At 41.0% G+C, this 25725-nt stretch carries 34 protein-coding genes; 19 read left to right on the top strand and 15 right to left on the bottom strand.

Going from position 1 to position 25725, the window contains the following annotated elements:
* Positions 1-114 precede the first annotated feature (114 nt).
* Positions 115-600, top strand: a complete 486-nt coding sequence (gene sixA, locus AC2IOM_RS00255) for a phosphohistidine phosphatase SixA (protein WP_336434683.1) — start codon at positions 115-117, stop codon at positions 598-600.
* Between the two features lie 46 nt (positions 601-646).
* Here the strand turns inward: sixA and smrB are convergent, their stop codons facing one another.
* Positions 647-1186: an endonuclease SmrB gene (smrB, locus tag AC2IOM_RS00250; protein ID WP_010560682.1), complete on the bottom strand. Its 540-nt coding sequence runs from the start codon at positions 1184-1186 to the stop codon at positions 647-649.
* A 93-nt stretch (positions 1187-1279) separates the two neighbouring features.
* Here smrB and prmB point away from each other — a divergent pair, with 93 nt between their 5' ends.
* The 5 genes from prmB (at position 1280) to AC2IOM_RS00225 (ending at position 5418) form a co-directional block, all read left to right on the top strand.
* A complete protein-coding gene (gene prmB / locus AC2IOM_RS00245) occupies positions 1280-2212 on the top strand; it encodes a 50S ribosomal protein L3 N(5)-glutamine methyltransferase (protein ID WP_010560681.1) in 933 nt (310 codons plus the stop codon).
* A gap of 77 nt (positions 2213-2289) precedes the next feature.
* Complete coding sequence (aroC, locus tag AC2IOM_RS00240; RefSeq protein ID WP_486358748.1) at positions 2290-3390, top strand: chorismate synthase; 1101 nt, start codon at positions 2290-2292, stop codon at positions 3388-3390.
* Positions 3391-3476: 86 nt separating this feature from the next.
* Positions 3477-4031 (top strand): elongation factor P hydroxylase, encoded by a 555-nt coding sequence (locus AC2IOM_RS00235; RefSeq protein ID WP_421972432.1) that lies wholly within the window; start codon positions 3477-3479, stop codon positions 4029-4031.
* Positions 4015-5142: an ATP-NAD kinase family protein gene (locus AC2IOM_RS00230; RefSeq protein ID WP_486358747.1), complete on the top strand. Its 1128-nt coding sequence runs from the start codon at positions 4015-4017 to the stop codon at positions 5140-5142. The genes AC2IOM_RS00235 and AC2IOM_RS00230 overlap by 17 nt, the downstream gene beginning before the upstream one ends.
* A complete protein-coding gene (locus tag AC2IOM_RS00225; protein ID WP_486358746.1) occupies positions 5143-5418 on the top strand; it encodes a YfcL family protein in 276 nt (91 codons plus the stop codon).
* A gap of 92 nt (positions 5419-5510) precedes the next feature.
* On the opposite strand, the gene AC2IOM_RS00220 is transcribed toward AC2IOM_RS00225, so the two are convergent.
* The 3 genes from AC2IOM_RS00220 to AC2IOM_RS00210 form a co-directional block, all read right to left on the bottom strand.
* Positions 5511-5777, bottom strand: a complete 267-nt coding sequence (locus tag AC2IOM_RS00220; RefSeq protein ID WP_010560676.1) for a GrxA family glutaredoxin — start codon at positions 5775-5777, stop codon at positions 5511-5513.
* Positions 5778-5904: 127 nt separating this feature from the next.
* Entirely contained in the window at positions 5905-6183 is a 279-nt protein-coding gene (ppiC, locus tag AC2IOM_RS00215; protein ID WP_010560675.1) for a peptidylprolyl isomerase PpiC, read from the bottom strand.
* Between the two features lie 57 nt (positions 6184-6240).
* Positions 6241-6732 (bottom strand): TlpA family protein disulfide reductase, encoded by a 492-nt coding sequence (locus AC2IOM_RS00210; RefSeq protein ID WP_486358745.1) that lies wholly within the window; start codon positions 6730-6732, stop codon positions 6241-6243.
* A 219-nt stretch (positions 6733-6951) separates the two neighbouring features.
* Between AC2IOM_RS00210 and AC2IOM_RS00205 the strand changes: the two genes are divergently transcribed.
* Positions 6952-7401 carry an Hsp20 family protein gene (locus AC2IOM_RS00205; RefSeq protein ID WP_010560673.1) on the top strand — a complete coding sequence of 150 codons (450 nt, stop codon included), beginning with the start codon at positions 6952-6954 and terminating at the stop codon, positions 7399-7401.
* A gap of 48 nt (positions 7402-7449) precedes the next feature.
* Here the strand turns inward: AC2IOM_RS00205 and AC2IOM_RS00200 are convergent, their stop codons facing one another.
* The 4 genes from AC2IOM_RS00200 to AC2IOM_RS00185 are packed head-to-tail and all read right to left on the bottom strand — an operon-like array spanning position 7450 to position 10526.
* Positions 7450-8376, bottom strand: coding sequence for a 5-oxoprolinase subunit C family protein (locus AC2IOM_RS00200; protein WP_486358744.1), 927 nt, complete (start codon positions 8374-8376; stop codon positions 7450-7452).
* Positions 8369-9061, bottom strand: a complete 693-nt coding sequence (pxpB, locus tag AC2IOM_RS00195; RefSeq protein ID WP_486358743.1) for a 5-oxoprolinase subunit PxpB — start codon at positions 9059-9061, stop codon at positions 8369-8371. Before pxpB ends, AC2IOM_RS00200 begins: the two co-directional genes overlap by 8 nt.
* Complete coding sequence (locus AC2IOM_RS00190) at positions 9054-9788, bottom strand: 5-oxoprolinase subunit PxpA (RefSeq protein ID WP_486358742.1); 735 nt, start codon at positions 9786-9788, stop codon at positions 9054-9056. The genes pxpB and AC2IOM_RS00190 overlap by 8 nt, the downstream gene beginning before the upstream one ends.
* Before the next feature lie 3 nt (positions 9789-9791).
* Complete coding sequence (locus AC2IOM_RS00185) at positions 9792-10526, bottom strand: TrmH family RNA methyltransferase (protein ID WP_486358741.1); 735 nt, start codon at positions 10524-10526, stop codon at positions 9792-9794.
* Positions 10527-10689: 163 nt separating this feature from the next.
* Here AC2IOM_RS00185 and AC2IOM_RS00180 point away from each other — a divergent pair, with 163 nt between their 5' ends.
* Positions 10690-11010 (top strand): ComEA family DNA-binding protein, encoded by a 321-nt coding sequence (locus AC2IOM_RS00180; RefSeq protein WP_100912960.1) that lies wholly within the window; start codon positions 10690-10692, stop codon positions 11008-11010.
* A gap of 22 nt (positions 11011-11032) precedes the next feature.
* Here AC2IOM_RS00180 and AC2IOM_RS00175 read toward each other — a convergent pair whose 3' ends face one another.
* Positions 11033-11335 carry a DUF6170 family protein gene (locus AC2IOM_RS00175; RefSeq protein ID WP_486358740.1) on the bottom strand — a complete coding sequence of 101 codons (303 nt, stop codon included), beginning with the start codon at positions 11333-11335 and terminating at the stop codon, positions 11033-11035.
* A 1-nt stretch (position 11336) separates the two neighbouring features.
* Positions 11337-11861, bottom strand: a complete 525-nt coding sequence (gene dsbB, locus AC2IOM_RS00170) for a disulfide bond formation protein DsbB (RefSeq protein WP_486358739.1) — start codon at positions 11859-11861, stop codon at positions 11337-11339.
* A 271-nt stretch (positions 11862-12132) separates the two neighbouring features.
* Here dsbB and fadR point away from each other — a divergent pair, with 271 nt between their 5' ends.
* On the top strand, positions 12133-12855 hold the full coding sequence (gene fadR / locus AC2IOM_RS00165; RefSeq protein ID WP_010560665.1) for a fatty acid metabolism transcriptional regulator FadR: 723 nt from the start codon (positions 12133-12135) through the stop codon (positions 12853-12855).
* A gap of 358 nt (positions 12856-13213) precedes the next feature.
* Positions 13214-13819, top strand: coding sequence for a peroxiredoxin C (locus tag AC2IOM_RS00160; protein WP_010560664.1), 606 nt, complete (start codon positions 13214-13216; stop codon positions 13817-13819).
* 91 nt (positions 13820-13910) lie between these two features.
* Here the strand turns inward: AC2IOM_RS00160 and AC2IOM_RS00155 are convergent, their stop codons facing one another.
* Positions 13911-14576 carry an OmpW/AlkL family protein gene (locus AC2IOM_RS00155; RefSeq protein WP_010560663.1) on the bottom strand — a complete coding sequence of 222 codons (666 nt, stop codon included), beginning with the start codon at positions 14574-14576 and terminating at the stop codon, positions 13911-13913.
* Positions 14577-14731: 155 nt separating this feature from the next.
* On the opposite strand from AC2IOM_RS00155, the gene AC2IOM_RS00150 reads away from it, so the two are divergent.
* Positions 14732-15649 carry a 2-hydroxyacid dehydrogenase gene (locus AC2IOM_RS00150; RefSeq protein WP_486358738.1) on the top strand — a complete coding sequence of 306 codons (918 nt, stop codon included), beginning with the start codon at positions 14732-14734 and terminating at the stop codon, positions 15647-15649.
* Positions 15650-15771: 122 nt separating this feature from the next.
* Positions 15772-15906: a hypothetical protein gene (locus AC2IOM_RS00145; protein ID WP_267890920.1), complete on the top strand. Its 135-nt coding sequence runs from the start codon at positions 15772-15774 to the stop codon at positions 15904-15906.
* A 3-nt stretch (positions 15907-15909) separates the two neighbouring features.
* On the opposite strand, the gene smrA is transcribed toward AC2IOM_RS00145, so the two are convergent.
* From smrA to AC2IOM_RS00130, 3 genes are all read right to left on the bottom strand, one after another.
* Positions 15910-16497: a DNA endonuclease SmrA gene (gene smrA, locus AC2IOM_RS00140; protein ID WP_486358737.1), complete on the bottom strand. Its 588-nt coding sequence runs from the start codon at positions 16495-16497 to the stop codon at positions 15910-15912.
* Positions 16498-16547: 50 nt separating this feature from the next.
* Positions 16548-16787 carry a hypothetical protein gene (locus AC2IOM_RS00135; protein WP_486358736.1) on the bottom strand — a complete coding sequence of 80 codons (240 nt, stop codon included), beginning with the start codon at positions 16785-16787 and terminating at the stop codon, positions 16548-16550.
* A 94-nt stretch (positions 16788-16881) separates the two neighbouring features.
* Entirely contained in the window at positions 16882-17334 is a 453-nt protein-coding gene (locus AC2IOM_RS00130; protein WP_486358735.1) for a hypothetical protein, read from the bottom strand.
* Between the two features lie 99 nt (positions 17335-17433).
* Between AC2IOM_RS00130 and AC2IOM_RS00125 the strand changes: the two genes are divergently transcribed.
* Positions 17434-17814 carry a response regulator gene (locus AC2IOM_RS00125; protein WP_010560658.1) on the top strand — a complete coding sequence of 127 codons (381 nt, stop codon included), beginning with the start codon at positions 17434-17436 and terminating at the stop codon, positions 17812-17814.
* Between the two features lie 71 nt (positions 17815-17885).
* Here AC2IOM_RS00125 and rpsT read toward each other — a convergent pair whose 3' ends face one another.
* The gene (gene rpsT, locus AC2IOM_RS00120) at positions 17886-18146 is read right to left on the bottom strand and encodes a 30S ribosomal protein S20 (protein ID WP_010560657.1); all 261 of its coding nucleotides are present in this window, start codon (positions 18144-18146) and stop codon (positions 17886-17888) included.
* 289 nt (positions 18147-18435) lie between these two features.
* Here rpsT and murJ point away from each other — a divergent pair, with 289 nt between their 5' ends.
* From murJ to ispH, 6 genes are all read left to right on the top strand, one after another.
* On the top strand, positions 18436-19998 hold the full coding sequence (gene murJ, locus AC2IOM_RS00115) for a murein biosynthesis integral membrane protein MurJ (RefSeq protein WP_486358734.1): 1563 nt from the start codon (positions 18436-18438) through the stop codon (positions 19996-19998).
* Positions 19999-20071: 73 nt separating this feature from the next.
* Positions 20072-20998 carry a bifunctional riboflavin kinase/FAD synthetase gene (ribF, locus tag AC2IOM_RS00110; RefSeq protein ID WP_105170716.1) on the top strand — a complete coding sequence of 309 codons (927 nt, stop codon included), beginning with the start codon at positions 20072-20074 and terminating at the stop codon, positions 20996-20998.
* A gap of 25 nt (positions 20999-21023) precedes the next feature.
* Entirely contained in the window at positions 21024-23852 is a 2829-nt protein-coding gene (gene ileS / locus AC2IOM_RS00105) for an isoleucine--tRNA ligase (protein WP_486358733.1), read from the top strand.
* 9 nt (positions 23853-23861) lie between these two features.
* Positions 23862-24350 (top strand): signal peptidase II, encoded by a 489-nt coding sequence (lspA, locus tag AC2IOM_RS00100; RefSeq protein WP_486358732.1) that lies wholly within the window; start codon positions 23862-23864, stop codon positions 24348-24350.
* Entirely contained in the window at positions 24347-24787 is a 441-nt protein-coding gene (gene fkpB / locus AC2IOM_RS00095; RefSeq protein ID WP_138631822.1) for an FKBP-type peptidyl-prolyl cis-trans isomerase, read from the top strand. Before lspA ends, fkpB begins: the two co-directional genes overlap by 4 nt.
* Entirely contained in the window at positions 24787-25716 is a 930-nt protein-coding gene (gene ispH, locus AC2IOM_RS00090; RefSeq protein ID WP_138631824.1) for a 4-hydroxy-3-methylbut-2-enyl diphosphate reductase, read from the top strand. Before fkpB ends, ispH begins: the two co-directional genes overlap by 1 nt.
* Positions 25717-25725 lie beyond the last annotated feature (9 nt).

Raw genomic sequence — 25725 nt, 5'->3', positions numbered from 1 at the left:
AACTACCTGAGTTTTTATTGCTTTAAAGCTAATATAGCGGACATATCATAGATTTGGCTATAGCAAAGTCGTTATTTTTTGTAGTTTTACGGTTTTGCCTTATTGAGCATTGTTATGAAAAAAATTTTTATTATGCGTCATGGTCAAGCACAGTCTTTGACGGTAAATGACCAAAACAGAATGCTAACGGATATAGGTCGACTTGAAGTGGCCGCAATGGCGAGTAAATTACAGCAGGACTGTAAAATAGATGCTGTACTAACAAGTACTTACCTTCGTGCTTTGCAAACGGCCGAAATTGTTACGGCAAAACAAGAAAGCATTCGTTATCAAGACAGTTTTGACGACTTTATTCCAAGTGGCGATGCTGAAAACGCTGCAGAACTGATTAAAGCAATGATCAGTTACAAACCTAACTTAAATAACTGGATTTTGGTCGCTCATATGCCAATTGTGAGTTATATAGTTGAGCAATTTTGTCCTGATAATATGCCAATTTTTGCAACAGCGGCGGTCGCTGAGATTCATTATAATGAAGAGTCAGGTTTGGCTGAGTTAGTAGCCATGCATTTACCTGATGTTGGTGAAAAAGCTTCTTAAAACAAAAAATGACTCAGTTGAGTCATTTTTTATTAGCTGAAACACATTAGCGGAAAAACGGATCTTCTGGAATATCCACCAAAATAAGTAACGCGCCACGGCCACCATATTCAAGCGGCGCTTGATGAATAGCAAGCACATCAGGATGTTGCACTAAGTAATGCGGCACTTTGTGTTTTAATACGCGCTCACCCACACCCGTCACAATGCATGCACAGCGTAAATGACGCTTTTTACAGGCGCTGATAAGGCCTGCTAACTCCAGCTTTGCTGTCTCTTTATTCATGCCATGCATATCTAAAATAAGTTCAGGTGCAAAGTCACCACGGCGTAGTTGTTTAGCTAAATAGCTATCCGCACCAGGCTTAACAAAGTTAACAGTACCCGATGTGTCTATGTCAGGAATGTATTCATCCGAGAAATAAAATTCAGCATCGAGCTGTTTAACCTTAGTGTTAGTAGTTTGCTCTGGTGCTTTTTGCGCTTTTTTAAAATGAACCGTGTCTTGGCTTATTTTCTTTGAGCCAGACATTTCACTGCGAAAAAGGGCAATGTCATCATCGGAAAGTGAGTGATCTTTTTTCATGGCGCGATTGTATCCAAAAATATGTAAAAAACCTAGAGTATTGCGCCTTTAAACCGTTACAATAGTGCTTTTAAACACTAGTGAAACTTGATTATGGAACAGGCATTTTTAGATTCGGCAATGCAAACAGAAGCCGTTACAGAGCTTAATACAATTAATGATTGGTTACGTTGGACGACCAGTCAGTTTGCTGCGTCAGGTATTTTCTTTGGTCACGGTTCAGATAACCCGTGGGATGAAGCAGTACAGTTAATTATGCCAGCATTAAGTTTGCCGATTGATGCGCCAAAAGAGCTTGCAACCAGCAAACTGACCACTTCTGAAAAAGAAACGCTGGTGGCGTTAATTGCAGCGCGTATTAATGAACGTGTGCCAGTTGCTTACTTAACCAATCAAGCTTATTTCGCAGGCCTACCATTTTATGTTGATGAGCGCGTATTAGTGCCGCGTTCACCGTTTGCTGAGCTTATCAATAAAAAGTTTGATACTTGGCTTGACCCAGAACAAGAAGTTACCCGAATCTTAGATATGTGTACTGGCTCGGCATGTATTGCTATTGCACTAGCGCAAGCGTTTGAGAATGCTGAAGTAGATGCCGTTGATATTTCGTTTGATGCATTAGAAGTAGCGGATATTAATATCTCAAACTACCAGTTAAACCATCGTGTTTTCCCAATTCAATCGGACGTGTTTTCGGGTGTACCTGGCCAAAAATACGATTTAATCGTGGCGAATCCACCGTATGTTGATGCTGAAGACATGGGCGATTTGCCAGATGAATTCCATCACGAGCCTGAATTAGGCCTTGCTTCAGGTGAAGACGGCCTTGATGTCACTCGTACATTATTAAATGAAGCGGCAGAGCATCTAACTGATAACGGTTGGTTATTTGTTGAAGTGGGTAATTCTATGGTACATATGGAAGCGCTTTACCCTGGCGTGCCATTTGAGTGGATTGAATTTAAACACGGCGGCTTAGGCGTGTTTGCAATTAATAAACAAGATTTAATTGCGCATTTAGGGTAATCACTAAGTAAAAAAACGCAGTTTGGCGGCACTGTATCTACCAACGCTGCCATTTGGGAATGAGGAAATGAGACGTTATGGCCGGAAATAGTATTGGTCAATTATTTAAGGTGAGTACCTTTGGCGAAAGCCATGGTATTGCACTGGGTGGGGTGGTCGATGGCTGCCCGCCGGGGTTGGAGATTTGTGAAGCAGACCTTCAAATCGATTTAGACAGACGAAAGCCTGGGCAAAGTCGTTACACCACGCAGCGCCGCGAAGAAGATGCCGTTAAAATTTTATCGGGTATTTTTGAAGGTAAAACGACAGGCACGAGCATTGGCCTGCTTATCGAAAATGGCGATCAGCGTTCAAAAGATTATTCAAAAATTGCTGATGTGTATCGTCCAGGTCATGGTGATTATACTTACTGGCACAAATACGGCATTCGCGATTACCGTGGTGGCGGTCGCTCGTCAGCACGCGAAACAGCCATTCGTGTTGCCGCAGGCGCAATTGCTAAAAAGTATTTAAAACAATTTCATGGTGTTGAAATTAATGCGTGTTTATCGCAACTTGGGCCAATTAAAGCAGAGCAATTTGATTGGTCTGTGGTTGAAGAAAACCCATTCTTTTTTCCCGATAGCACTAAGCTAGAAGCGCTTGACGAATATATGCGCGCGCTGAAAAAAGAAGGTGATTCAATCGGTGCCAAAGTTACTGTGGTTGCGAAAAATGTCCCTGTGGGATTAGGTGAGCCAGTGTTTGATCGTTTAGATGCTGAAATTGCTCACTCACTGATGAGCATTAACGCGGTAAAAGGCGTTGAAATTGGTGACGGTTTTGAAGTGATTGAGCAAAAAGGCTCAGAGCATCGCGATACCATCACCCCTGAAGGCTTTACATCAAATCACGCAGGCGGTGTACTTGCGGGCATTTCAACAGGGCAAGATATTGTCGCATCTATTGCGCTTAAACCAACATCGAGCATAACAGTGCCAGGTAAAAGCATTAATACGCAAAACGAAGCGGTTGAGATGATCACCAAAGGGCGTCATGATCCGTGTGTGGGCATTCGTGCAATTCCAATTGCCGAGGCCATGTTGGCAATCACCTTGATGGACCATTTGTTGCGTCATCAAGGGCAAAATAAGCATGTCAATGTGCAGCCTGGCCCAATTCCAGGGCAAGCGGAATAATTACCGTAGATATTTAAAAAAGGGGCTATTTCAGCCCCTTTTTATTTTTGCTAAAATGCCAGCAATTTTTTGCTGTACCTATCGTTATGCATCGTTATCAAGATTTAATTTCCATCTTTAATGGCTGTTTTGAACGCACCCTAAACACACGTTTAGTGAAAGGCGATGGTGAGCCGATTTATCTGCCTGCAGATGATAATACAGCATTTCATCGCATTGAATTTGCCCATGGTTATTATGCCAGTGGCCTGCATGAAGTGGCGCATTGGTTAGTGGCAGGTGACGCTAGACGCTTATTAGAAGATTACGGTTACTGGTATTGCCCAGATGGGCGTGATGAAGCGCAGCAAGCTGAATTTGAAAAAGTGGAAGTGCATCCACAAGCCATTGAATGGGCACTCAGTGTAGCCGCTGGCTTTAATTTTAATGTCTCAGCAGATAACTTAAACGGCGCACAAACGTGTCGCTTTGCATTTCAGCGTAAGGTTTACAAAAAGGTATGTGAGTTACTAGAAAGCGGGTTTAATAAGCGTACGGAAACCTTAATTAAGGCATTATGTGATTTTTATCACACACCATACCCGTTAACACGCGCACAATTTACTTGGCAGGATGAATTAATCAATGATGAAGCAGTTTAAACTGGGCCTTATTATCAACCCTGTTGCTGGTTTAGGCGGCAGTGTTGGCCTAAAAGGCAGTGATAATGTCACTGAAGAGGCGCTTGCCCTTGGTGCAGAGCCAAAATCGCATAAACGCACCCAAGCGGCACTTGAAGTGCTTTTGCCGTATAAAGAACAGATTCAAATATTTACCCCAAGTGGCAAAATGGGGCAAACCCTTGCTGAAGAAATGGGATTTAGTACCGAAGTTGTGTTGACAGTAGGTGAGAACACATCGCCTGCTGATACTGAGCTCACGGTTAAAACCTTAATTGAGCAAGGTGTCGATTTAATTTTATTTGCTGGTGGTGATGGTACAGCGCGTAATGTGTGCAGTGCGGTAAGCGATAATACAACCGTACTCGGTATCCCTGCTGGATGTAAAATCCATTCTGGCGTTTATGCGATTACCCCAAAAGCAGCAGGACGTGTTGTTGAAATGCTGATAAACGGCGAGCTAGTTACGCTTTCAGATGCTGATGTTATGGATATCGATGAATCGGCATTTCGTGAAGGGGTAGTTAAAGCCAAACGCTATGGTGAAATGCAGGTGCCAAGTGAATTACGCTATGTGCAAGCAGTTAAAAGTGGTGGCAAAGAAACGGATGAGTTAGTACTTGCTGACTTATCGGCCTATGTTGTGTCAGAAATGGAAGATGACGAATATTATGTTATGGGCTCTGGCTCTACCGTTGCTGCAATTATGGATGAAATGGGGCTTGATAACACCTTACTCGGTGTTGATGTAGTGCTCGACCAAGATGTTATTGCCGCAGATTGCACCGCAAAGCAGTTAATTGATTTAACCAAGGGCAAACCGACTAAAATTGTGATCACCTTAATTGGTGGGCAAGGCCATATTTTTGGTCGAGGTAATCAGCAGCTTAGCCCTGAACTTATTCGTCAAGTAGGTAAAGAAAATATTATTGTGGTTGCAACTAAAAGTAAACTGCAAGCGCTGAATGGCCGTCCGCTTATTTGTGACACAGGCGACAGCGTGTTAGATGATGAACTATCAGGTTTTATAAAAGTGGTAACTGGATACAACGATCATGTGATGTATGCAGTGGGCCTTGAAGAGGAAAATTAAATGCAATTTTTAGGATATGTTGATAAGGCCAATGAGTACTTTGACAAACTAATTGAAACAGCGAGCGATGATGAGCTGTTTGCAAGTGGTTACTTACGTGGACACTTTGACTTGCAAGTAGGCTACGCGCAAGTTGAAGGTGATGATTTAAGCTGCGAAGAGTTAAATGAAAAAATCGAAAAGTCACTGGTTAAAGCATATCGCAATGGTGAACTAACTGATGAAGACCGCGACCATGTGGTAGCGATTTGGGAAAAAGTAAAAGAGCTTGTTTAAGCTTTTAGTGCATTTTCAATATCAAAAAAAGCAGCCAATGGCTGCTTTTTTAATTTTTAAACACATAAGTTTAAACACATTAGTGTTGATAATTACTCTGCGTATAAGCCTAAGTGCTCTTTTGCGTATGCTTCAAAATCGGTGAAGCCGCCAATGTGTTTTTGATCTAAAAAGATTTGAGGTACTGTTTCGCATGGCTTGCCAGCTGATTTTTCTAAATCCGCTTTTGATACGCCTTCTTTAATAATATCTACGTAACGGAATTTAAAATCATCACGTTCCTGAGTTAAACGCTCTGCTAATTCTTTTGCACGAACACAAAATGGGCAGCCATCACGGCCAAAAATTACTGTAAACATTATTCTTTCCTCTTTAAATTTAATAAGCCCATTGTGTCAGCGAAAAACGTATTTGTGAAATTGATTAACTCAATCGCATCATTCGCAAATAACGATGGGTAGTTTTAAATAAACTATTTTTAGAGAATTAAGTGCGGTATACCGTTTTAATTAGGTGATAACCAAATTTGGTTTTTACAGGGCCGTGCACTTCAAATAATGGCTTTTTAAAAACCACATCATCAAATGCTTTTACCATATCGCCTTTATTAAACTCGCCCAAATCGCCACCGCGCTTGCGCGACGGGCATGTTGAATGTTGTTTTGCAAGCTTGTTAAAGTCAGCTCCTTTTTTAAGCTTTTCTTTTAACTCTAAACAGAGTTTTTCAGTATTAACTAAGATGTGATACGCGCATGCTTTAGGCATTGTATTCTCGAATGCAAATTAAGATACGCGTATTTTAATGGCTTGTGGCTATTTTGTCTAAAAGCTACGGGCTCTTAAGCCTAATTCTGTGGAATAGCCCATCGACTTGGCAATAATTTTTAAATCTTCTGAAATCACATAATAAGTGGGAAAAGCAGAAATTTTATAATTACTAGCGGTGTGGCTATCGGCTAATAACACCGGCATGCTGAGGGATAGCTCATCTACAAATGCTTCAACCTGTTGTTTGCTCTCATAGTCAGCGGCAATGGCTATGGCATTGATACTGCCATTTTTAGCCAGCTTATCGAGGTTTGGCATGCTGAGTTTGCATACGGTGCACCAAGGGGCAAAAAAATAAACCACAGTTTGTTGGTTTTGTAACGATTTAATGGATACTCGCTCGCCGGTTTCTAGTGTCTCTAAATTAAAATAAGGCGCAGGCTGGTCGTTACTGAGTAAGTTTCTCTGCTGAAAAGTGGTGATTACGAAAAAAATCACAGAAAGAAACAAAATATTTGAAATGATGCTTTTTATTTTTAATTTCATAGGGTTGAAGTGTTCTCTAAAGGTGAGTTTAGGGTGGTTAATTAAAAAAATTTAAATTAATACCTTGAAAAAGAATTTAGCCACCACATATCTAGTTATGAAGACGCCATAAGGGTTTTCTACTCAGGTAACAAATTGAATTGCCTGACTTTATTTAAGACTTGTCCGCTTTAGGAGAGTCGTTTTTAAGACAATTATCGCTTTATGAGGATATATACTATGCGTAATTTAGATCTATCTCCACTTTATCGTTCTTTCATCGGTTTTGATCACTTAGCTCAAATGATGGATAACGCGAGCCGCAATACCAAACAATCAAATTTTCCGCCGTACAATATTGAGCTTTTAGGTGAAAATGACTATCAAATCACCATGGCTGTTGCAGGCTTTTTAGAATCTGAGTTAACCATTGAAACAGAGAAAAACACGCTAAAGGTATCGGGCGTGAAAGCAGAAAAAGAGTCGCAAGCTGAGCGTAAATTTATTCACCAAGGCATTGCTGAGCGAAACTTTGAGCACAAATTCCAGTTAGGCGATCATGTTAAAGTTGTTGGCGCAAATTTAGAAAACGGTTTATTGAACATTACTTTGCTTCGTGAAATTCCAGAAGCGCATAAGCCACGTAAAATTGCGATTAACTCAACGCAAGAGTTACTTGAAGAAGCATAAACTTTAAAACAGATTTCCCAACCACAAAAAGCGCCGTAAGGCGCTTTTTTAGTTTAAGGCGTCGAGCGCGCGCTGTAATTTGACGTGGGCGAGGTGATTAAGGTTTTGCGCTTTTTCAATGCTAATCGCATTAAACGCCACTTCATCACCTGCGCGCTTTTGTAATAAGTTTGCACAATCTAATGCAGTGACTGAACCTAGTTTCGGATAGCCGCCAATGGTTTGGCGATCATTTAAAAGTACGATGGGTTGGCCATCAGCAGGGATTTGTATGGCACCTAGGTTAATGCCCTCAGAAAAACGCGCACCGGTTGGGCTTTCTAACGCTGCACCTTGTAAACGATAACCCATGCGGTCACTTTGCCCAGTTACGGTATAACTTGAACTTAGAAAGCGGTTCAAATCAGCCGCTGAAAATTCATGATGTTGCAGCGCAAACACCATATTAAGCGGTGTGTTTTGGCAATAATCAGGTATTAAGTTAGCAGGTAACCTCTTTTGCTTTGTAAAACGAGGTGCTTGCTGTTTTATTAGTGAATTAGCTTCAATTTTGCAGCCAAGTCCTTCACGCATGACGGTACTAACACTTGTAAAATGGGACTGCGCCTTGATACCACCTGAAATTGCAAGCGTGTGCCGCAAGCCAGTGAGAGGCGTTGCAATTTCAATTACATCGCCACGTGCTACTTGAATACTTTGCCAAAGCACTTGGCTTTTATTGTTAATTGTAAACCCGATATTTGGCCCTGTAAGTGCAATTGTTATTGGTACTAGTACTTCCGCGCGAAAGCCGCCCAGCGTTAACTCAAGTGCTGGACTTACAATTGGGTTGCCGACAAGGGCATTAGCAACTTTAAAGGCATATTGGTCGTGGCATCCACCTGTGGTAAGGCCTAAGTGGTTTTGCCCGAATCGTCCTAAATCTTGCACACAGCAATAGAGCCCCGGATTAATTACTTTGAGTACGCTAGTCAATGTGACCTCCTAAGCGAATAAATTCGTTTCGCTCAATAGGTACAAACTTCACGCTATCACCAATATTAAAAGGCAAAGGTGGGGTATTCGCAGCATCAAATAGTGAAACAGGGCAATTACCAATAAGATTCCAGCCACCTGGAGATACAGCTGGATAAACCGCAGTTTGCTTATCCGCGATGGCGATTGAACCCTTGGCGACTTTTTTACGAGGAGTCGCAAGGCGAGGAGTGGCAAGTATTGGCTTTACTTCACCTAAAAACGCAAAACCGGGGGCAAAACCAATGGCAAATACACTGTAAATTTGCTCGCTGTGGAATTTGATAATATCGGATACAGTTAGATTTTTTGCTTTTGCCATGGTGTTTAGATCAGCGCCAACTTCACTATGGTAATAGGCGGGTAACTCGATTTGCTTTACTGAAAATGTAATATCGTTTAGCTGGGTAAGTATGCTTTTAATTTTTTGCTTTATTGAGAAGTGATCAATACTAAGGCTTTGATAAGTAACTAACGCACTAGTGTAGGAAATGGTCACATCAACAATTAATTCACCTAGTGACGTCTTTAAAGCGTGTGAAAAGGCAGCGATTTTTTGTGTTTGCTCGCTTGAAAGAATATCACTAAAGTAAACTATTACTGCATTTTCGCTCGCATTAAAAATGCGATAGCTAGGATTACTCATTGCTACCAATAATCTGTTTGATTTTTGCTATTTGAGCAACCGCACTAGGATTATCACCGTGTACACATAACGAGTCGCATTGCAGTGTTAACTTACTGCCCTCGCGGGTGGTGATCGTGCCAAACTGCTTTAACTCACTCACTTGCTCAAGTAGCTTGGTTTCATCGTGCACAGCACCTGCAAGATTGCGTGATACCAACGAACCATCAGGGGTGTATTGCCTATCAGCGAAGACTTCAAACAGTAATTCAATGCCGGCTTTTTGTGCGATTTTAATTGCTTGGCTGTTATCTATTTTACTTAGCACCATTAGCTTTAACTCACAGGGGTAACTTGCGATTGCCTGTGCAATGGTGGTAAGTAACTCTGAGTTTGCCATCATATCGTTATAAAGTGCGCCGTGCGGCTTTACATAGCTAAGGCTAAGGCCTTGTACTTTTGCCATGCCTTCGAGCGTTGCGATTTGAAAGTGCAACAAATTGGTCAGCTCGGTAGTTGATAATTGCATGGTACGCCTGCCGAAGCCTTGCCTATCGGGGTAACTTGGGTGAGCACCTATCTCAACATTATGAAGTTTCGCTAGACTCAGTGTGTGTGCCATTACATTTGGGTCGCTTGCGTGAAAGCCACAAGCGATATTGGCCATATCAATTACAGCCATGGCTTGCTCGTCACAACCTAATGTATATTGACCAAAACTTTCCCCTAAATCGCAATTGAGTTTCATGGTTTATCCTTGGCAGCGTTTGATGTTATCGAGAATAATGCCGCTAGCCATAGCAACATTAAGTGATTCAGCCTGACCAAACGCAGGTATAGTTATTTTTTTGCTAATCGCACTGGCAATATGCTCGCGAATACCATGAGATTCGCTACCCATCACTAATATTAAGTCGCTTTCAAACTGGGTTGAGTGAATGCTTTCGCCGCCTAAGTAGGCGCCATAGACAGGTCGAGTTTGCTTACTAAAGTAGTCAGTTAATTCAGATTGAATAATATTGACGCGGGTAAAGCTTCCCATCGTCGCGCTGATCACTTTTGGATTATACGGGTCTGCACAATCAGGGCTTAAAATCAGTTCATTAATGCCATACCAGTCGGCCACGCGAATAATGGTGCCTAAATTACCTGGATCGGCAACACCATCAAGTACAATGGAAATACCTAGGCTATTTGGTTCACCTTGTTTTGGCGTTTTAACAATCGCAATGGCAGCATTATTACTAACTAGTGTACTTGCCTTAGCGAGTTCCTCTTCTTCACAAGTGATAATATTAAGGTCAGTTAATTGTGAAGCGTGCTTTTCGCAAAAGTTTTGGGTAGCAAAAAGTTGTTCAATAACTAAATTGCTGTCGAGTAATTCGAGTACGTTTTTTTCACCTTGCACTAAAAATAAATTTTGTAACTTGCGCTGTTTTTTTTGAGATAACGCACGTAATTGTTTTAGCTGGTTTTTAGAGATCATACTGTACCCTTCTTAATTCTCCCAAAATTATATCACTCATCGCTTTAGGCGGAAGGGTTTTGACAACAAGAATTTTTAACCTATACCTAAAAGTGTAAAGCAAACGCTTTATATCTATCACAAACGTTCAAATGGTTTGAACCTCAACGCAAAGGAGCGCGTAATGAAATTACTTTCACTGCCAGTACTTGGCGCATTCTTATTAGGTATTACTTCAATCACTTTTTCTGTGAACGCAGAGTCACAAGCGACAAAGCCGACAAAGAGCAACGTTGAAGAGGTTGTTAAGTTAGAGCTCGTCAATGTAAATACGGCGAATGCAGAGCAGTTAGCTACCTTGCCCGGTATTGGCGAATCGCGAGCGCTTAGAATTATTAACTATCGTGAGCAGAATGGAAAAATAAAATCCCTTGAGGAATTGAATGAAATTAAGGGATTTGGTGAAAGGTCAATCGCCAAACTAAAAGGTAGAGTAACGTTTTAATTAAAAAGGGGCGTTTGCCCCTTTATTTATTACTGTTTTCGAACTCAGCTCGCGCCTCTTTAAGCCGCGGTTTAATAAACATTAGTGTGAGTGGTGTAGTAATAAGTGGATAGCACAAACCTACTATTAATAAGTATAAAAGCAACCACCAAGATTCAATATTTGCTAACAGTAAAAATATGGGTGTTAAACACGCTATTTTTACTACATTGAGTGTAATTTTTTTGCTGGCCGGCAAGTTCGCAACGGCTAAGTGAATAACTTCTTGTCGTTGTCGAACTGATAAACCATCTAATTCAGGAATGTTTTTTGTTGAGAAATACATATTAAATCTTTTTAGCGAAAACCAAACGTGTAATTAACACAACAAACAATACCGCACTGGCAATCGCAAAGATCACTTGCATCCAACCTGGCATACTCAAGCCAAGAAATTGCCAGCTGATATTGCCGCAATCACCGGTTACTTCAAAAAACCATGGCATCCACTGGTGCAGCGGTAAAAACTCAGGGAAGTTCGGCTCAAATGCACAACCTGCAAAAGCAAATGGGTCGGTATTATTTTGCATAGCGATATGTTCGGCAGCAATTAAGTAACCCCAAATTGCTGAAATAGCCCAAAGCGTAAATCCGATAACACGAGCAAAGACATTTTGCGGTTTAATGGCACCTGCAATACCTGCAAATAATAGCCCCAGCATCGCGGTACGTTGATAAATGCACATTACGCATGGCCCTAAATCCATTGCGTATTGGAAGAAAAGCGCAGCACCTTCTAGGACAAGTGCGATGCCGGCTAATAGAAGCCAAGGTAAGCGTTGTTCCGGCCAATGAGCAAGTTTTGAAAACATAGGCGTTACTAAAAATTCGTTAATAATGGGGCACACTATAAAAAAAACGCCACTGCTTCGCACGAATTTTCGATGGAATTTTGTAAAACGGCGTAAATACTAAGGTTTGCGTGATTTTTGTATTGTAAAATGCGTTACAAACATTAACAGAGCTTTGGTAAAAACAGTTTACAGACTATTTTATCTTATGCATTTATTTGCTTGTGCAAACAATCGCATCTGGTACAATCAGTTTGATTAAAAAAGCATTACAAGAACGACTGGACACTTCATGAGAATTTTTAAAGCCAAAAGCCCTGCGGGATTTGCTGAGGAATACATAGTTGAATCGATTTGGAACGGTGAATTTGCACCAGGTTCAATTTTACCAGCAGAGCGAGAGCTTTCAGAGCTTATTGGTGTGACACGTACAACTTTACGTGAAGTGCTACAGCGTTTGGCGCGCGACGGCTGGTTGACTATTCAACACGGTAAGCCAACGCGTGTTAATAATTATTGGGAAACGTCGGGTCTTAATATTCTAGAAACGCTTGCTAAATTAGACTCAACTAAAGTACCCGAGTTAATTGACCAGTTGCTTTCAGCACGTACCAATATCAGTGCTATTTACACGCGTTCAGCGATTAAAACAAATCCTGATAAAGTAATCGAAACCTTGTCTCGTGCTGATGATTTAGCCGACACTGCCGAAGCGTTTGCAGATTACGACTACCGCATGCATCATGAACTTGCATTTGCCTGTGGTAACCCAATTTATGTATTGACGTTAAATGGTTTCAAAGGTTTTTACGCGCGCATCGCGCGTCACTATTTTGCCGATGAGCGCACGCGTAAGTTAGCGCTTAAGTTTTTTGCAGAATTAAAGGCACTAGCAGAGCAAGACAAGTTTGATGAGTCTATTTTCTTAGTGCGTAAATATGGTTTAGAGTCAGGCGCATTGTGGCAAGAAATTAGAGAAACTATGCCTGAAGATATTATGGAGCAAGATGCGTAATTAACTGCGCGCTTACCCAACAAAAGCCAGCACATTTGCTGGCTTTTTTGTTTTTATTGCTGAAATAGTAAGGTAGGTGACACCTTTTACCTGCCGTAGAAAAAACGTCGTGCAAAAACAACAATGATTGATAACCTAGAACGCACAATTGTGTGATTTGTATCATAATCGTTTTTATCGAACGGCCTTATCGTTTTAATTGATTATCTTTAACTACATCGATTAGTTAAACTTTCTGCAGTATAAAAATAAAAGCCAAGCCCTCTTGGTTTTTTTTATTTTGGCATTATATTTATTGCCAGAGATGATGATTAATCATCAAAACTGGATATTTCATTATAAATAATTGGAGAAAATAATGGGCGTATTAGTAGGCCGCAAGGCACCAGACTTTACAGCTGCAGCAGTTCTAGGTAACGGCGAAATCGTAGATAGCTACAACTTACACGAAGCAATCAAAGGTAAAAAAGCAGTTGTTTTCTTTTACCCATTAGACTTTACATTCGTATGTCCTTCAGAGCTAATCGCTTTCGACAAGCGTTTTGAAGAATTCCAAAAGCGTGGCGTAGAAGTAATCGGTGTTTCTATCGATTCACAATTCTCACACAACGCATGGCGTAACACGCCAGTTAACGAAGGCGGTATTGGTCCAGTTAAATACGCACTAGTTGCTGACGTTAAACACGAAATCTGTCAAGCATACGACGTTGAGCACCCAGAAGCTGGCGTTGCTTTCCGTGGTTCTTTCCTTATCGATGAAGAAGGTAACGTACGTCACCAAGTAGTTAACGACTTACCACTAGGTCGTAACATCGACGAAATGCTTCGCATGGTTGACGCACTAGCATTCCACTCAGAGCACGGTGAAGTATGTCCTGCTGGTTGGGAAGAAGGTAAAAAAGGTATGGACGCAAGCCCAGCTGGCGTTGCTGCATTCCTTTCTGAAAACGAAGGCGACCTATAAGTCTTTTTCGTTAAAAGCTGCTTTTTAGCAGCTTTTAAAAGATATAAAAAAATCCGGCAATTGCCGGATTTTTTTATGGTTTAAATTCTAATTAGAACTTGTATTTAGCACCTAACATAAATACAAATGGGTCGATTGCAACGTCTGATGTTAATACCTTGTTGCCACCTGCAAATACTTCAGCATCTGTATCGATGTCGATGTAAGAAGCCATTGCGTGAATACCCCACTTTTCATTGATCATGTAGTTTGCACCTACTTGACCTGCTAAGCCAAATGAGTTTGATAGCTCAAGTTTAACATCATCAGTGCCTAATACTGCTTTTAGGTCTGCGCCCGCTTCGCTGTCAAAGAAGATAGTGTAGTTAACACCAGCACCTACGAATGCACGGAATTTGTCGCCAGCGCTACCGAAGTGGTATTGTGCAAACAGTGATGGTGGTAAGTGTTTAGTTGAACCAATGCTTGCGCCGCCGATTGCTAAATCACCAATTTTACCTTCACCAGAAATATCGTGGCTAAATGGTGTTGCTGCTACTAACTCTACTACCCAGTTATCATTAATCGCGTAGTCAAATGTAATACCTAGCTGGGTGTTGCTGTCTACTGAAACGCCTGCAGTTGGGATTTCATTTAAGTAGCTTGTACCGCTGTCAGGGTTTACGTTGATTGCACCTACGTTAACGCTTAGTTTTGCCATTGCTGGTGCTGCGATTAAACCTGAAGTTAGTAATGCTGTAGTTAGTAATTTTTTCATCGATAATCTCCCGAATCATCTTTTGTTTTGATGTGGCTATTATCGGTAGCTAGAAAAATTAAAAGCTGTTCTAGATCAAGTTTTGATAGTCAAATACGGTCTATCCACATTAGAATTTGATTTAGATTAAGTTTTTGACAGCCTAGAGTTCGTTTATGAGTATTTTATTAGTAATCCCCAACCGCAAGCTCGATAAACTCATCGAAAAATTTCACAGTATATTGCCTGATGTTAAAATTCAGGTGTGGCCAGAAGTGAGTGATGCACTTGCGGTTGAATACATTGTTGCATGGCAACCACCGAAAGGATCGTTGGCACCGTTTGTTAATTGTAAGGCGATTGCATCGTTTGGTGCGGGTGTAGACAGTTTATTGCAGTACGATGGTTTACCCAATGTGCCAATTACCCGTATTGTTGATGATAACTTAGCAAGCGATATGAGCCGTTACGTACTCACGCATATTTTAGCGTATCAACATCGAGTTGAATTATACGTTAAGCAGCAACAAGAAAAACTGTGGAAGCCAAAACGCGCAAGAATGGGCAGTAAGGTAACAGTTCTTGGAGCAGGGCAGCTAGGTACTGCCAGCGCAAATTTACTGCAACTAAATGGCTTTGATGTCAGTGTTTGGTCACGCACCGCTAAATCACTAGAGGGCATTACTAGTTATGCGCAAGATGATTTAGCACTAGCGGTAAGTGATGCCGACTATATTGTGTGCTTATTGCCATCAACTAAACATACCCACAATATGATTGATCATGCGTTTTTATCAAAAACCAAAAAAGGCGTGGTGATTATTAATGTTGCACGTGGCGAAATAATCGATGAGCAAAGCCTGTTAGCTAATCTCGATTCAGGTCAGGTAGCGCATGCAATTTTGGATGTGTTTAGTATTGAACCTTTGCCGCAAACACATGCATTTTGGCAGCATAGCGCAATAACTATTACCCCACATTGCTCGGCGCTTAGCAATGTTGATACAGTGACACGTCAGTTGTGTGATAACTATTTGAGATTAAAAGCGGGCCAAGCGCTTGTGAACACCGTAGACTGTGACTTAGGTTATTAAACTACTGGTTGTAAAACCAGCGTTTTAATGGGTTGTTAAAATTTGTAAATTGTTTAGAATGATTCTCCAGTACAGTTTATGTACTAGAACAATAATAAAAAAACAAAATTATTGGGGGAGTTATGCACCGCGCAATGGCAAAAGGGATCAAATTAAGCTCAGTCGCTTTATTGGTTGCTTTTTTAGGAGTGAGTGCTTGGTTCACTCAGGCTGATGAAGCCGTAAACCAAAATACAGTAGTAACAAATGCAGAATAAGGCTCAATAGAGCCTTATTTTTTTTGCGTGAATTTCTTTGTTTGCAAGTTTTGCTTGTTCGTTTTTGCTCAACAATACGTAAACTGCGCCATAGCCACCGTGATGGGTTTGCGCGGTATGAAAACCAAGTACAAACGGGAAATGCACAAGCCACGCATTTACATGACTTTTTAATTTAGCTGGTTGTTCGCTATTCTCTTTGCCAACACCGTGTTTAATAAGCACAACACGTATGTTGCGGCGATGACAATCCGACAACTCTTGTATTAACTTATCCTGTGCTTCTTTGATGGAGTGGCCCTGCAGCTCAATTTTGCCATCGATATCATATTTGGCAAGTCGCAAGTTTTTAAATACGCCAGCCTGAAGGCCTGAAGATTTGTAGCTAATGTAATCGTCGGGTTCAACGTATTCAACAGTTGCACTACTCAATGCATCATTTAGTAAGCTTATTTGCTTTGAGCTTTGTTGCTTGTAGAAATTACTTAGCGCGTTCTTAGCGTTAGAGGTTGGGGTTGAAACAGCGTCTTGTTTGAGTGGCGTTACATCAGCCATTTGCTGTAAAAAAAGGTCAGAATCGGAATGTGACATGATATGGCCCCAAATGGTTACGAAATCATGTCACTATTGTATCGTTATGCTTAATTCTGTTCTAGTTGATGCTGGGTATAAACTTTAAATAGATAAAACGCATTAATCAGAATAAGCGTGATATTTGACAAATGCTGTTGTGGCGCAGTATTCATACTTTGCATAACAAAAAGTGCAACTAATGAAATTGCGGCAAATAGCTTGATAACCTTAGTATTACTAATAAAAAATGCACCAATACATAAAGCGACAATTGTTAGGTTTGTTGATAAAAAAATTAAGTTTTCCACTTTGGTGCCTCCGATAATACTAAGTGGCGCGAATTATCGGAGCATTCTAGTTTTCGTTCAAACGAGAAAATCTACAATTTTAGAATAAAAAAAACTAATCCGAAAAAAAGCTCAAGATCACATAAATAAAACCTTCCTGCTTAACTACTTGATATTTATGACAACCTACATTTTGATTAATGTTATCGCATAAAAAGATCTTTCCTTGCTCGATTTCGCCTGCAAGGGTGAGATCGGAATCAAAAATGGTTGCTGGTAGACCCAAAAAACCAGGCCAATAGATACTCGTACCTACTACATTAAGCTTTTGGTACGAGATTAATTGTGGTTTGGGAATAATTAAAACGGCTAGGGCAATAAAGGCTAAACTTAACCATAAGCCTTTTTTTGGCTTAGATTCTACCTTAGCTGCTACTTGTTTTTGTGCGGCTTGAATTTCAGCCTGCGAAGGGCTTTGAGCTGGTTGTTTTTTTGTGGCTCTTTGTTTAACTTTTTTTTTGCTGGCCGAGTCGCCCATCAGCGACTGACGCTTAATTTTAATAGACATATGTATAATTTCGTTTGACAATAGTGTCATTAATTTGTGATCTGAATTATAAGTATATAAGTTTAACATTATAATTCATTAATAAATACGGGACGATTTATGAGTGGTGAGCACGCTATTTTAATAGTAGATGATGTAGGGACAGTGAGAAACTTTCTTCACCAGACTTTGATTCATTTTGGTTTAGCAAACATAGACGAAGCATCAACTGCACAAGCGTGTTTGGAACAGATTAAAAACCATCAGTACGACGTGATTTTTTTAGATATTGAATTGCCAGATGGCGATGGTAAAGAGCTGATCAAATCAATTAACGAGATTTCACCTGAGGCAAATGTGGTTATGGTTTCGGCACACTCAACGGTTGAAAACGTCAAGGATGCGATTGAACGTGGTGCAAAAGGATTTGTGGTAAAGCCGTTTTCACCAAAAAAGATTGCAGGTATTTTGAAGAAGCTACTGCCTGAGCTGGCAATTTAGCTGCAATATAAATTTTAGACATAAAAAAACCGGTGTTAACCGGTTTTTTTATTTGCAAAATCAAGTACTAATTAAAGTGCTTTAATTTTTGCAGCAAGACGGCTCTTGTGACGAGCTGCTTTGTTCTTGTGAATTAGACCTTTAGTTGCGTAACGGTCTAAAACTGGAACTACTTTTTCGAAAGCTGCTTGTGCGCCTTCTTTGTTACCCGCTTCGATTTCAGCAACTACTTTCTTGAAGAAAGTACGCATCATTGAACGACGGCTTGCGTTGTGCTGACGACGCTTTTCGCTCGTAATAGCACGTTTTTTTGCAGACTTGATGTTAGCCAAGGTTTGCTCCTAACAATCTTAAAATAAGCTTAATTTAAAGGCCGAGGAATATGCCAACATTAAGAGCAAAAGTCAATGACTTTTGTACTTTAGTTTAGCTTAATTGCTGTACTGGCTTGCCTCAACCGAACAAGTGGCGGGAGTATATCAAATAAGCACTTAGCAATACTAGTACTTCACACGATAATTTATCGTTATAAACTGCATACGCGTGTGTCACCACATAAGAAGTTTGTGGCATACTGAGCAACTTAATTTTATTGTCGGTTATTAAAGCGTAGGGGGAGCAGTGGCAAAAGGCCTATTTCGTTCGGGCATGGTTGTGAGTTTAATGACCTTTATTTCCCGTATTTTAGGATTGGTTCGCGATGCGGTTACGGCTCATTTACTCGGCGCAGGTGCTGCTGCTGATATTTTTTTATTTGCTAATAAAATCCCCAACTTTTTACGTCGCCTCTTTGCCGAAGGAGCATTCGCACAAGCGTTTGTACCCGTATTAACTGAAGTAAAAGAAAAAGACGGCGACAACGGAGTACGCGTATTTGTAGCCCAAGCAGCAGGCACACTCGGTACGGTGTTATTAATTGTCACAATTCTTGGGGTGTTAGGGTCAGGTGTGGTTGCCGCGATATTTGCACCGGGTTGGTACAATGAATATGTTTCTGGCGGCGCCGAAGGGTTTAAGTATGAACTATTCAGTCAAATGCTTAAATTAACCTTTCCTTATTTGTTTTTTGTTAGTCTTGTGGCGTTATCTGGCGCAGTACTCAATGTCTACAATCAGTTTTCGGTTGCCGCTTTTACGCCTGTTTTATTAAATATCTCTATTATTGGTTGCGCATATTACTTTCACGATAAATTTGAGTTTGGTGCATTTGCTATGGCACTTGGTGTGTTTATCGGTGGCCTAGTACAGCTTTTGTTTCAACTGCCATTTTTACGAAAAAATAATGTGCTGGTAAAACCAACATTTGCGTGGCGCGATAAAAACGTAAAGAAAGTGCGTACGTTAATGTTACCTGCAATGTTTGGTGTTTCGGTAAGCCAAATCAACTTGTTGTTAGATACAGTGATTGCATCGTTCTTAGTTACCGGCTCAGTTGCTTGGCTTTATTATTCGGATCGCTTAATTGAATTTCCACTTGGCTTATTTGGTATTGGTATTGCGACAGTTATTTTGCCTACCTTGTCTAAGCTACATGTCAATGATGATCCTAAGCAGTTCCAAGCTACGGTCGATTGGGGCGTACGTTTTGTTGTTTGGCTTGGCATTCCCGCCTGTTTTGGTTTAATTGTGTTAGCGCCTTTGATTATTAATGTGTTGTTTGGTCATGGGGAATTTATGGCCAGAGGCAATCATATTGAAAAGGTGGCAATGGGTGTTACTGCGTATGCGTTTGGCTTGTTAAGTTTTATGTTGATTAAGGTGCTGGCCCCCGCTTTTTACGCGAAACAAAATACCAAAACACCAGCCAAAATTGGCGTAGCCGCAATGGTATTAAATATGGTGTTTAATTTAATCCTAGCCCCAATGTTTGGCTATTTAGGTTTAGCGCTGGCAACATCGCTTTCTGCTACCTGTAATGCAATTTTACTCTATTACTTTTTGCACAAGCAGGGTGTTTATGGGGTGTCGAAAACCACTGTATGGTTCTTTATTAAGTGTTTAATAGCCAGTATTTTAATGTTTTTAGCTGTTTCTCAATTACAGCACTATTTTCCATGGCAGCAGCAAGGCTTTATGCAACAAGTAGCTTTGTTAAGTGGATTTATCGTGGTCGCAGTAGTTGTTTATTTTTTATTGCTTGTGCTCATGGGTGTGCGATTCAGACAAATAAAAAATATTAACTGATAATCGAGTAAAAAAAGTCTATAATCGGGCGCTTAAATTTTAATTCACTTTTTTTGAGGTTCGCTAGTACGTAATGGAGTTAATCCGCGGTATACACAATATAAGGCCAAAACATAAAGGCTGTGTATTAACCATTGGTAATTTCGATGGTGTGCATTTAGGTCACCAAGCGGTTATCAAAGGGCTAATTCAAGATGCAAAACAATATCAATTGCCCAGTACGGTAATGATATTTGAACCTCAGCCACAAGAGTATTTTAGAAAAAGTGATGCACCAGCACGTTTAACACGTTTACGAGACAAACTAGCGTTATTGTCTCAATTAGGGGTGGAACGTGTTATTTGCATAAAATTTAACGAGAAATTTGCGAATCAATTTGCTGACGAGTTTGTTGAGCACGTACTGGTTGAAAAACTTGGCGTAGCAGCGTTAACAGTGGGCGATGATTTTCGATTTGGTAAAGGTCGCAGTGGCAATTATCAAATGTTACAAATAAGCGGTGCAACGCATGGCTTTAATGTAAAAAGTACCGCAAGCTTGCGACAAAAAGATTGCCGCGTGAGTAGCACTGCAATTCGCTTAGCATTGAGCCAAGGTGATATTCATCTGGCAAATGAAATGTTAGGCCGAACTTACAGTGTTATTGGTAAAGTGGTACATGGCTGGAAGAAGGGTCGAGAACTAGGCTTTCCGACGGCAAATATTCCGCTTAAACGACAAGTTAGTCCGTTAAGTGGTGTGTACTGTGTACAAGTCACAGTAGCAAGTAAGATTTATTACGGGGTTGCTAATATTGGCACTAAGCCAACATTTAATGGCAAGCGCACCCTTTTAGAAGCGCACCTTTTTGATTTTAATTGTGACCTTTATGGTCAGATTATCGAAGTCGCACCTGTGCATAAACTTCGAGATGAAATAAAGTTTGATAGCTTTGCCCAGTTAACAGCGCAAATTTCGCGTGATGTTGACGAAGCAAAAGCCTATTTTGATTTAATTTAGTAGCCGATACGGAAAGTAGAATTAAATGAGCGACTACAAACATACCTTAAATTTGCCGGAAACTGAGTTTCCAATGCGTGGTAACTTAGCACAACGCGAACCACAAATGCTTAAATCTTGGTACGAGAAAGACTTATATGGTCAAATTCGCACCGCTAAGAAAGGCAAGAAATCTTTCATTTTGCACGACGGTCCTCCGTATGCGAATGGCAATATTCACCTAGGTCACTCTGTAAATAAAATTCTTAAAGACATTATTATTAAGTCTAAGACGCTTTCAGGCTTTGATGCACCGTATGTTCCAGGTTGGGACTGCCACGGTCTACCAATTGAGCTACAAGTAGAAAAGAAAGTAGGCAAGCCAGGCAAAAAAGTATCTGTTGCAGAATTCCGAGAAAAGTGCCGCGACTACGCTAAAAAGCAAGTTGAAGGTCAAAAGGCAGATTTTAAACGCCTTGGCGTATTCGGTGATTGGGACAAGCCTTATTTAACAATGAACTTCGACTTTGAAGCAAACGCGATTCGCGTATTAGGCCGTATTATTAAAAACGGTCACCTTCATAAAGGGTCTAAGCCAGTTCATTGGTGTACAGATTGTGGTTCAGCACTCGCTGAAGCTGAAGTTGAGTACCAAGACAAGCAATCGCCTGCAATCGATGTTAAGTTCATCTTTGCTGATCAAGCAGCACTTATCTCTAAGTTTAACTTAGCGGATGGTCATGAAGGCGAAGGCGATATCAGCATTGTTATTTGGACTACAACACCTTGGACACTGCCTGCTAACCGTGCGGTTGCAGTGCATGAAGGTCTTGAGTACAGCTTAGTTCAAATTGAAACTGAGCAAGGTAAGCAGCGTTTAGTATTAGCATCTGACTTAGTAAAAGATGCAATGGATCGTTATGGCGTGGATAAGTTCCATGCACTTGGTTATTGCCAAGGTTCAGACCTTGAATTATTGCAAACAAATCACCCATTCTACGATTTCACTGTTCCTGTGATTTTAGGTGAGCACGTTACTACTGATTCTGGTACGGGTGCGGTTCATACTGCACCAGGTCACGGTCAAGAAGACTTTGTTGTGGGTCAGCAATATAACTTAGAAGTAGCTAATCCAGTGGGTGCTAATGGTGTGTATTTACCTGATACTGAACTATTTGCAGGCCAACATGTATTTAAAGCAAATGCGAGCGTAATTGACGTATTAACTGAAAAAGGCGCATTAATGCATCATCATGCGCTTAATCACAGTTACCCGCATTGCTGGCGTCATAAAACGCCAATTATTTTCCGTGCAACGCCGCAGTGGTTCGTTAGTATGGATCAGGCAAATTTGCGTCAAGATTCATTAAGCGAAATCAAAAAGACTCAGTGGCTACCAGAGTGGGGTGAAAGCCGCATTGCGAACATGGTTGAAGGCCGCCCAGATTGGTGTATTTCACGTCAGCGTACGTGGGGTGTTCCAATTGCACTATTTGTTGATAAAGATACTGGTAGCCTTCACCCGAATACTGCCGAGCTAATCGAGCAAGTTGCTGCAAAGGTGGAAGAAAAGGGCATTCAAGCTTGGTATGACTTAGAAGTAACTGAGCTACTAAGTGCTGAAGACGCAGAGCAATACGTAAAAGTACAAGACACCTTAGATGTTTGGTTTGATTCAGGTGTAACACACGCATGTGTTGTCGATGCACGTGAAGAACTAACAGGTCCTGCTGATTTATATCTTGAAGGTTCTGACCAACACCGTGGTTGGTTTATGTCGTCAATGATGACATCAGTTGCGATTAATGGTCACGCACCATATAAGCAAGTGCTTACACATGGTTTTACAGTTGACCAAAATGGTCGCAAGATGTCGAAGTCATTGGGTAACGTAATTTCGCCGCAAGATATCATGAACAAAATGGGTGCAGATATCCTACGTTTATGGGTTGCGTCTACTGATTACACAGCAGAGATGACAGTTTCAGACGAAATCTTCAAACGTTCAGCAGATCGTTACCGCCGTATCCGTAATACTGCACGTTACTTATTAGCGAACCTAAATGGTTTTAATCCAGAAACAGACATGGTTGCAGCAGATGAAATGGTTGCTCTTGATCGTTGGATTTTAGACCGTGCCGCTGTATTACAAGACGAGCTAGTTGCAGCATACGATGAATATCAAATGCTGGTAGTAACACAAAAGCTAATGAACTTCTGTACTGTTGAACTTGGTTCATTCTACTTAGATGTTATTAAAGACCGTCAGTACACAGCAAAAGCTGACAGTGTTGCACGTCGTTCATGTCAAACAGCGCTTTACCATATTGCTGAAGCAATGACGCGCTGGATGGCACCAATTATGAGCTTCACGGCGCAAGAAATCTGGCAAGTACTACCAGGTAAGCGTGATGAGTTTGTATTTACAGGCGAATGGTACCAAGGTCTGGTAAAAGCAGATTCTGCTAAGCTAGATAACGCTTTCTGGCAGCAACTCTTAGAAGTGCGCGCCGAGGTAAACAAAGTACTTGAAGCTGCACGTAAAGAAGAGAAAATCGGCGCAACATTGCAAGCAGAAGTAACCTTGTATGTGGGAGCTGAGCTTGAAGCGCAATTGAATGCGCTTGGCGATGAGTTACGCTTCGTATTGCTTACTTCAAAAGCTGCTGTTGAAAATAAAGAAAACCGTCCAGCAGATGCGGTTGCAAGCGAAATTGACGGTTTGTTTATTTCGGTAGCAGCAACATCAGCAGAAAAGTGTGAGCGCTGTTGGCATTACTGCGATGATGTAGGCACTCACGAAGAACACAAAGATATTTGTGGCCGCTGTGTAACCAACGTAGATGGCGAAGGTGAAGTTCGTCAATTTGCATAGGGGATTTGTGTGTTAAAAGGACGTAGTGGTCTAATTTGGTTAGTGCTCAGCTTCATTTTGCTGGCACTAGACCAGATTACTAAATGGGTAGTGAGCACAGAAATGTCTCTCTACCAAACAATTGATATTCTGCCAGTGTTTAATTTCACTTATGTGCACAACTATGGTGCTGCATTTAGCTTCTTAAGCGAAGCAGGTGGATGGCAAAGTTATTTCTTTAGCACAATTGCAGTAACAATTAGTGTGCTGTTAATTTACTGGTTAAAGAAATTACCCGCTACTAACAAGCTGCTGTGCAGTGCTTATGCTTTAGTGTTAGCTGGTGCAATTGGTAATTTGATTGATCGCTTAGTACATGGATACGTGATTGACTTCCTGCATGTGTACTATGAGCAGTATGACTTCCCAGTATTTAACATTGCTGATGTGGCGATTAGTATTGGTGCAGGATTATTGTTACTTGATGCATTTTTTGAGCAAAAAGAGAGCGATAAATGACAGATTTAAAGATTGGTGAAAATTCAGAAGTAATTTTTCACTTTTCAATCAAATTAGAAGATGGCTCAGCTGCCGATTCTACGAAAGTTCACAACAAACCAGCTAAATTAGTGATGGGTGATGGTAGCTTAACTGCAAATTTTGAAAAGTGTTTGCTAGGCTTATGCGCAGGTGACGAAAAAAGCTTTAAGCTAGCACCTGAAGATGCGTTTGGTATGCCAAACCCAGATAATATTTACTATGTTGACCGTAGTAAATTTGGTTCAGATACACCGGCTGAAGTAGGCGCAATTATTGCGTTTACACAACCTGATGGCACCGACCTTCCTGGTTTAATTCGCGAAGTGGCGGGCGATTCTGTAACGGTTGACTTTAATCATCCATTAGCGGGACAACAGGTTGAGTTTGAAGTTGAAATTTTAGAAGTGCGAAATTAATGAAAATTTTGTTAGCAAACCCTCGTGGCTTTTGCGCAGGGGTTGATAGAGCGATTAGCATTGTTGAACGTGCTTTAGACTTATTTAAGCCGCCTATTTACGTGCGTCACGAAGTTGTGCATAACAAATATGTGGTTAATCGTCTCAAGGATCGTGGTGCAATTTTTGTCGAAGAATTACACCAAGTACCTGACGATAACATTGTTATTTTTAGCGCTCACGGTGTATCGCAAGCCGTACGCAAAGAGGCGAAACGCCGCGAGCTTAAAGTGTTTGATGCAACCTGCCCACTTGTCACTAAAGTGCATATGGAAGTAACACGCGCTAGCCGCAAAGGCACCGAATGTGTGTTAATTGGTCACCATGGTCACCCTGAAGTAGAAGGTACTATGGGTCAGTACGACAATGAAGATGGCGGCATTTACTTGGTAGAAACACCAGAAGATGTAGCAACTCTTTCTGTGAAAGATGCGGATAATCTGTTTTACTGTAGCCAAACAACACTGTCAGTGGATGATACTGCGGATGTGATTGATGCGCTGCGAGCAAAATTCCCTAACATTCATGGCCCGCGTAAAGACGATATTTGCTATGCAACACAAAATCGCCAAGATGCGGTGCGTGATTTAGCCGACAAGAGTGATTTAGTTTTAGTGGTTGGCGCTAAAAACAGTTCTAACTCAAATCGTTTACGTGAGTTAAGTGCAAAAGTAGGAACACCTGCACACTTAATTGATGATGCAAGCGTAATGGAGCAAGTCTGGTTTGAGGGTGTAACGAGCGTCGGTGTAACCGCCGGAGCATCTGCACCAGAAGTCTTGGTGCAACAAGTGGTAGACCAACTCAAAGCGTGGGGTGGCACGGAAGCAATTGAAAACCCGGGTGAAGAAGAAAATATCATCTTTGCGGTACCTGCTGAATTGAGATAACGACAAGGC

It is taken from the genome of Pseudoalteromonas sp. NS-SX12 (assembly GCF_057367955.1).
Note: the sequence above shows the minus strand (reverse complement) of the source record. Positions and strands in the feature narration are given on the sequence as shown.

What these genes read in the sequence shown, in the direction of transcription:
- sixA (WP_336434683.1), top strand. Translation starts at nt 115, where the DNA reads ATGAAAAAAATTTTTATTATGCGTCATGGTCAAGCACAGTCTTTGACG.
- smrB (WP_010560682.1), bottom strand. Translation starts at nt 1,186, where the DNA reads ATGAAAAAAGATCACTCACTTTCCGATGATGACATTGCCCTTTTTCGC.
- prmB (WP_010560681.1), top strand. Translation starts at nt 1,280, where the DNA reads ATGGAACAGGCATTTTTAGATTCGGCAATGCAAACAGAAGCCGTTACA.
- aroC (WP_486358748.1), top strand. Translation starts at nt 2,290, where the DNA reads ATGGCCGGAAATAGTATTGGTCAATTATTTAAGGTGAGTACCTTTGGC.
- AC2IOM_RS00235 (WP_421972432.1), top strand. Translation starts at nt 3,477, where the DNA reads ATGCATCGTTATCAAGATTTAATTTCCATCTTTAATGGCTGTTTTGAA.
- AC2IOM_RS00230 (WP_486358747.1), top strand. Translation starts at nt 4,015, where the DNA reads ATGATGAAGCAGTTTAAACTGGGCCTTATTATCAACCCTGTTGCTGGT.
- AC2IOM_RS00225 (WP_486358746.1), top strand. Translation starts at nt 5,143, where the DNA reads ATGCAATTTTTAGGATATGTTGATAAGGCCAATGAGTACTTTGACAAA.
- AC2IOM_RS00220 (WP_010560676.1), bottom strand. Translation starts at nt 5,777, where the DNA reads ATGTTTACAGTAATTTTTGGCCGTGATGGCTGCCCATTTTGTGTTCGT.
- ppiC (WP_010560675.1), bottom strand. Translation starts at nt 6,183, where the DNA reads ATGCCTAAAGCATGCGCGTATCACATCTTAGTTAATACTGAAAAACTC.
- AC2IOM_RS00210 (WP_486358745.1), bottom strand. Translation starts at nt 6,732, where the DNA reads ATGAAATTAAAAATAAAAAGCATCATTTCAAATATTTTGTTTCTTTCT.
- AC2IOM_RS00205 (WP_010560673.1), top strand. Translation starts at nt 6,952, where the DNA reads ATGCGTAATTTAGATCTATCTCCACTTTATCGTTCTTTCATCGGTTTT.
- pxpB (WP_486358743.1), bottom strand. Translation starts at nt 9,061, where the DNA reads ATGAGTAATCCTAGCTATCGCATTTTTAATGCGAGCGAAAATGCAGTA.
- AC2IOM_RS00190 (WP_486358742.1), bottom strand. Translation starts at nt 9,788, where the DNA reads ATGAAACTCAATTGCGATTTAGGGGAAAGTTTTGGTCAATATACATTA.
- AC2IOM_RS00185 (WP_486358741.1), bottom strand. Translation starts at nt 10,526, where the DNA reads ATGATCTCTAAAAACCAGCTAAAACAATTACGTGCGTTATCTCAAAAA.
- AC2IOM_RS00180 (WP_100912960.1), top strand. Translation starts at nt 10,690, where the DNA reads ATGAAATTACTTTCACTGCCAGTACTTGGCGCATTCTTATTAGGTATT.
- AC2IOM_RS00175 (WP_486358740.1), bottom strand. Translation starts at nt 11,335, where the DNA reads ATGTATTTCTCAACAAAAAACATTCCTGAATTAGATGGTTTATCAGTT.
- dsbB (WP_486358739.1), bottom strand. Translation starts at nt 11,861, where the DNA reads ATGTTTTCAAAACTTGCTCATTGGCCGGAACAACGCTTACCTTGGCTT.
- fadR (WP_010560665.1), top strand. Translation starts at nt 12,133, where the DNA reads ATGAGAATTTTTAAAGCCAAAAGCCCTGCGGGATTTGCTGAGGAATAC.
- AC2IOM_RS00160 (WP_010560664.1), top strand. Translation starts at nt 13,214, where the DNA reads ATGGGCGTATTAGTAGGCCGCAAGGCACCAGACTTTACAGCTGCAGCA.
- AC2IOM_RS00155 (WP_010560663.1), bottom strand. Translation starts at nt 14,576, where the DNA reads ATGAAAAAATTACTAACTACAGCATTACTAACTTCAGGTTTAATCGCA.
- AC2IOM_RS00150 (WP_486358738.1), top strand. Translation starts at nt 14,732, where the DNA reads ATGAGTATTTTATTAGTAATCCCCAACCGCAAGCTCGATAAACTCATC.
- AC2IOM_RS00145 (WP_267890920.1), top strand. Translation starts at nt 15,772, where the DNA reads ATGCACCGCGCAATGGCAAAAGGGATCAAATTAAGCTCAGTCGCTTTA.
- smrA (WP_486358737.1), bottom strand. Translation starts at nt 16,497, where the DNA reads ATGTCACATTCCGATTCTGACCTTTTTTTACAGCAAATGGCTGATGTA.
- AC2IOM_RS00130 (WP_486358735.1), bottom strand. Translation starts at nt 17,334, where the DNA reads ATGTCTATTAAAATTAAGCGTCAGTCGCTGATGGGCGACTCGGCCAGC.
- AC2IOM_RS00125 (WP_010560658.1), top strand. Translation starts at nt 17,434, where the DNA reads ATGAGTGGTGAGCACGCTATTTTAATAGTAGATGATGTAGGGACAGTG.
- ribF (WP_105170716.1), top strand. Translation starts at nt 20,072, where the DNA reads ATGGAGTTAATCCGCGGTATACACAATATAAGGCCAAAACATAAAGGC.
- ileS (WP_486358733.1), top strand. Translation starts at nt 21,024, where the DNA reads ATGAGCGACTACAAACATACCTTAAATTTGCCGGAAACTGAGTTTCCA.
- fkpB (WP_138631822.1), top strand. Translation starts at nt 24,347, where the DNA reads ATGACAGATTTAAAGATTGGTGAAAATTCAGAAGTAATTTTTCACTTT.
- ispH (WP_138631824.1), top strand. Translation starts at nt 24,787, where the DNA reads ATGAAAATTTTGTTAGCAAACCCTCGTGGCTTTTGCGCAGGGGTTGAT.